Source organism: Yoonia sp. (assembly GCF_046498525.1).
Lineage (GTDB): Bacteria > Pseudomonadota > Alphaproteobacteria > Rhodobacterales > Rhodobacteraceae > Yoonia.
This window is the reverse complement of the sequence record NZ_JAWOAN010000198.1, coordinates 1-4,062: the sequence shown is the minus strand read 5'-3', so window position 1 is coordinate 4,062 and position 4,062 is coordinate 1. Positions and strand designations below refer to the sequence as shown.

4 protein-coding genes are annotated in these 4,062 nt (G+C 59.6%); 3 read left to right on the top strand and 1 reads right to left on the bottom strand.

The annotated features are described in order from the left end of the window. The first annotated feature begins 1 nt into the window (after window position 1). Window positions 2-637 carry a tRNA (5-methylaminomethyl-2-thiouridine)(34)-methyltransferase MnmD gene (mnmD, locus tag R6T97_RS12425; RefSeq protein WP_410349612.1) on the top strand — a complete coding sequence of 212 codons (636 nt, stop codon included), beginning with the start codon at window positions 2-4 and terminating at the stop codon, window positions 635-637. After that, window positions 627-1,490: a DMT family transporter gene (locus R6T97_RS12420; protein WP_410349611.1), complete on the top strand. Its 864-nt coding sequence runs from the start codon at window positions 627-629 to the stop codon at window positions 1,488-1,490. Before mnmD ends, R6T97_RS12420 begins: the two co-directional genes overlap by 11 nt. 2 nt (window positions 1,491-1,492) lie before the next feature. On the opposite strand, the gene R6T97_RS12415 is transcribed toward R6T97_RS12420, so the two are convergent. Next, on the bottom strand, window positions 1,493-3,502 hold the full coding sequence (locus R6T97_RS12415) for a transglycosylase SLT domain-containing protein (protein WP_410349610.1): 2,010 nt from the start codon (window positions 3,500-3,502) through the stop codon (window positions 1,493-1,495). Window positions 3,503-3,703: 201 nt separating this feature from the next. Here R6T97_RS12415 and R6T97_RS12410 point away from each other — a divergent pair. Then, a partial coding sequence (locus tag R6T97_RS12410) for a dihydrodipicolinate synthase family protein (protein WP_410349609.1) occupies window positions 3,704-4,062 on the top strand: 359 nt, incomplete at its 3' end.

The following is a 4,062-nucleotide window of genomic DNA, read 5'->3' as shown; positions in this document are numbered from 1 at the left end:
GATCGCGACGGCATTCGATGATCCCTATTATTCGCTGGATGACGGGTTGGCCGAGACCGCGCATGTTTTTCTGGTGGGTAACGATCTGCCCGCGCGCTTTGGTGGTGATTTCCAGATTGCAGAGTTGGGGTTCGGCACCGGATTGAACCTGTTGGTCACGTGGGCAGCGTGGGACAAGGCCGGATGCCCCGGACATCTGCGATTTACGTCGTTTGAGGCCTTCCCGATGCAACTGGACGATATGCGCGAAGCGCTCAGACACTTTCCCCAGGTCGGGGCTCTCGCTGAAATTCTCCTGTCCGAGTGGACCCCGCAGAAAGAGCAAATCACGCTTAGCAATGGCCCCACGCTCCATGTGATCAGGGGCGACGCCCGCAAGACCGTGCCTGCGTGGGAGGGCAAAGCAGACGCGTGGTTCCTTGACGGGTTTTCGCCCGCAAAGAACCCCGAACTGTGGGAGCCTGACCTTTTGCAGGCCGTCGCGACCCACACCAAACCCGGCGGCACCGCCGCCACCTATTCCGCCGCTGGTCATGTCCGGCAGTCGCTCGCCAGCGCAGGTTTCGACGTCACGCGCACCGTCGGCTTTGGCCGCAAACGCCACATGACCCGCGCAAGGATGCCTGATGCAGAATAACCCACGCCTCGGCATCCTGTTGATGATCGCGACGACCTTTATCTTTGCCGTTCAGGATGGCATCTCGCGGCATCTGGCGGAAAACTACAACGTCATCATGATCGTGATGATCCGCTATTGGTTCTTTGCGGCCTTTGTCATCACAATCGCCACGCGGCAATCCGGGTCGGTCCGCGCCGCGGCAGCGACCAAGCAACCGATCCTGCAAATCACGCGCGGCACACTGCTTGCGCTGGAAATCTGTGTCATGGTCAGCGCCTTCGTCCTGCTAGGTTTAGTCGAAAGCCATGCAATCTTCGCGTGTTATCCCCTCCTGATCGCAGCCTTGTCCGGCCCTGTCCTGGGCGAAAAAGTCGGCTGGCGGCGCTGGGGGGCAATTGGTATCGGCTTCATCGGGGTCTTGGTGATCCTGCAACCCGGATACGCCGTCTTCGCGCCTGCCGCAGTTGTACCTCTGGCCTCTGCCTTTATGTTTGCGCTCTACGGTCTGCTAACCCGTTATGCGGCGCGTAAAGACAACACCGCCACATCCTTTTTCTGGACCGGCACTTCCGGAGGGGTGGTCATGACCATCATCGGTATCTGGTTCTGGGAGCCCATGACGGCAGCGGACTGGCAATGGATGGCAGCACTCTGCATCACCGGTGCGGGCGGGCATTGGCTACTGATCAAGACCTACGAGGTGGCAGAGGCCAGCGAGGTGCAGCCCTTTGCCTATCTGCAACTTGTCTTCGCCAGCGCCATCGGGCTTTTGCTTCTTGGTGAAACACTGCGCCCGAATGTTGCGATCGGTGCAGCGATTGTTGTCGCAGCGGGTCTGTTCACGCTGTGGCGGTCAAGACCGAGGGCCTGATATCAGGGCCGCGGGACAGGCCTGATATCGGGTGCAGTATTGGCCAAAACGGGGGACGGCCGCGCACGTGGTCTAAGCAATGGCTTTTCGCCGATCAGCAACTCCGTAAAGCGCACCGGACCGGTTCGGCCCGTCATACGCGCTTCATATATCGGGATGCTTTCGGTGACACGCATCACGTAATTGCGGGTCTCGCGGAACGGGATATGCTCGATCCAGTCCACGATATCCATCTCGAGCAACCTTGGGTCGCCACGTTCATCCATCCAGCTTTTCGGCCTGCTGGGTCCGGCATTGTACCCCGCGGCAATCATCACCGGGCTGCGCCCGAATTCTTCCTCCAGATAGGCAAGATAGGCCGCCCCAAGGGTCGCGTTATATTGCCAATCATTCGTCAACCGCCCCTTGGCATAAGGAAGCCCAAGGTTTCCCGCGACCTCTTGCGCGGTCGCTGGCATGACCTGCATCAGCCCCAGCGCACCGACAGGGCTGCCGATGGTTTCGTTGAACTCGCTCTCGCGTCGCGCGATCGAAAGGGACAACGTGGGATCGACCGGGAGATCCAGCTCAGCCAGATCGTGAATGGGGTAATAAATGTCTGGAATAAGGATACCACGCGCCGCAGCGGTCTTACCCAGCAAAAGCGCGTAATACTGCTCGTCAATCTCGGTCAGATAGGCTCCAAGCTGCGCAAGCTCTTGCGCATTCAGTATCTGCCCCAAATGGGCAAAGAAGGTAAATGCCGCCCCACGCTCGCCTCCGGCCAGCAAGATCAGGGCGGCCTGCACGAGCTCGTTGTTAAATACAGGGGCATCCTGCCACGCCGTCACAGTTCCGCTCAAAGACGGGTCCAGAGCGCGACCTACCTTTTCTGAGGCCAGCAAGCCATAGAAACTGGTCTGATGCGCTGCACCGTTGCCGTAGGCTTCAGCCGCGAGATCGGCATTGCCCTTCACCTCATGGACGCGGCCAATCCAGTAATGCATCCGTCCAAGTGAGATCGGACTGCTGGACACCCGCAGAGCATTCTGAAAATGGGCCAGCGCTTGCGCCGGATCACCAAGATAGAGCAGCGAAATATACCCCGAGAGCCATTCCAGATCGGCATAGGACGCACCCTCGGTCAAGTGATGGCGCGAGGCCAGCGTATAAGCCTGTTCTGCGCGGCCTTCACGCATTTCCCAGCGGGCAAGCACGCGGCGCCAGCCTGACCAGCGGAAAGGATCGCCCAATGCCGCAGAACTGGTTGAGCGATCAAGCAACATCTTGACGGCATCGGTACGTTCGCCACGCCCCGCAAGCCATGCATAGCGACTGTAGGCAAATCCTGCGTCCTCGCGCAGTGCGGCCGGCAACGGGTCTACCAGCGCAGGCAAGTTATCGGCGCGGGTGATATACCCGATACGCGCGGCGGCAAGGGCACTTTGTTCCGGCGACAACAAAGGCAACATCCGCTCTGCATCCGCCGCACGGGACCGCCAAAGCAGCGCCTCAACACGGGCATCATGAAAGGGTTTCAGAGCCTCGCCGAAAGACGCGAGAATTGCGTCTTGCCCTTCTTCCGTCAGTTGCCGTTCAATCCACGTTGCGCGCAAAGTTTCAAGGGCTGCGTCCGACTGCCCCAGGGCATACTGCGCCTGCGCCAGCAGTACAGCGCCTTCGCCGGTTTGCGGGGGCTCTTCTGCGAACCATGAGATCAGAACCTCTGGTGTCACGCTCTCGTCAATCGACAGCTCTGCCTCTGCGCGCAAGCGGTCCAAACCCGGCCAATCCGCGCGGCGGGACAGAAAGCTCTGATAGTCGCCGAAATCGGCCCCGCCACTGCGCAGGCGCAACCACATCAACGCATCCACTGTAACCTGACCGGCACCCTGCGCGATCTCGTCGGCGACTTGCCAATCGCTTTGGGCGGCATCAATGGCCGCTACACTTTTGGTATCAACCGACTGGGCCACTGCGGGAAATGCCGTGGTAAATGCCAGCGACAGAATAAAACATTTCTTCAGGTTCACTGCACACCTCTTTTATACCGCGTACCGTAACCTGCGCGCGCACAAAGACAACTCACAAACACGGCAATCAGCGGCAAGCGGGCGGGGATCACCGCACCAGAAAGCGCGAAACAGAGGGCTTGTAGGATTTGTCAACTGCGCCTAGTGTCCGCGCGATTTTACAGCGGCTGGATCAAGCCACCAACAGATAGGAAGCGTGCCATGTTTAAGGGATCAATCCCCGCCCTCGTCACGCCGTTTTTGAACGGCCAGGTCGATGTGGATGCGCTGAAAAAACTCGTGAACTGGCATGTTGATCAGGGCTCGCACGGTCTGGTGCCTGTGGGCACGACAGGTGAAAGCCCGACGCTGACCCATGCCGAGCATGATCTGGTGGTTGAAATCGTCGTGAACGAACCCGCCGGACGCATCCCCGTGATCGCGGGTGCAGGGTCGAACAACACAGCCGAGACCGTGCGTCTGGTACTTGCCGCCAAGAAGGCCGGTGCGGATGCCGCCCTTGTGGTGACGCCTTATTACAACAAGCCGACACAGCGCGGGCTGATCGCACATTTCACAGC